Annotated in this window: 1 protein-coding gene; it reads right to left on the reverse strand. The window is 55.1% G+C overall.

Annotation, left to right across the window (positions count from 1 at the left end):
* A partial coding sequence (locus tag HFD99_RS24825) for a phosphopantetheine-binding protein (RefSeq protein WP_167441056.1) occupies positions 1-746 on the reverse strand: 746 nt, incomplete at both ends.

Genomic DNA, 746 nt, shown 5'->3' on the forward strand with positions numbered 1-746 from the left:
TCTCCACCTTCCAGGTGACTCAGAACGTACATCCGTTTTTGTGCCGAGGAAACGGGGTAATATTCGCGCTCCTCTGCCACAGGTATGGATACATACGTTTGCTGGGTCTGATCTTCACCCATCACCTGTACCAATTGCTCAATCGTCGGATATTGGAAAATATCTCGCAAGGCCAGCTTGTGATTCAGCTCCTGATGGATTTTCGCCATCAGTGTAGTAGCGCGCAGCGAATGTCCTCCCACTTCAAAGAAGTTATCCTGGATGCCTATTTGGTGATGATTCAGAACGCTTTGCCAAATACGTACCAACTGCTCTTCCAGTTCTGTGCGCGGCGCAACGTACTCCGTGCCTCCTTCGAGGCGCGCTTCCGGTGCGGGCAACGCTTTGCGGTCGATTTTCCCATTCGGTGTCAGCGGGAAATGATCCAGGGGTACGACGTAGGTCGGGATCATATAGCCCGGCAGTTTGGGCTGCAGTGTGCTGCGCAGCTCCGGCAAATTCAGCGCCTCCGAGGCTACGACATACGCACACAGATCTTTGTCTCCGTCTTCGTTTTCCCAGGCGGTGACGATGGCTTTCTCAATGCCAGCCACAGTCAGCAGCTGCGCTTCCACCTCGCCCAGTTCGATCCGGAAGCCCCGGATTTTGACCTGATCATCTATCCGGCCGATAAAGTCCACATGGCCGTCTGGCATCCACCGCGCCAAGTCGCCGGTACGATACAGTCGTTCACCCGGCACGTACGG

It is taken from the genome of Paenibacillus sp. EKM301P (genome assembly GCF_011800295.1).
Lineage (GTDB): Bacteria > Bacillota > Bacilli > Paenibacillales > Paenibacillaceae > Paenibacillus > Paenibacillus polymyxa.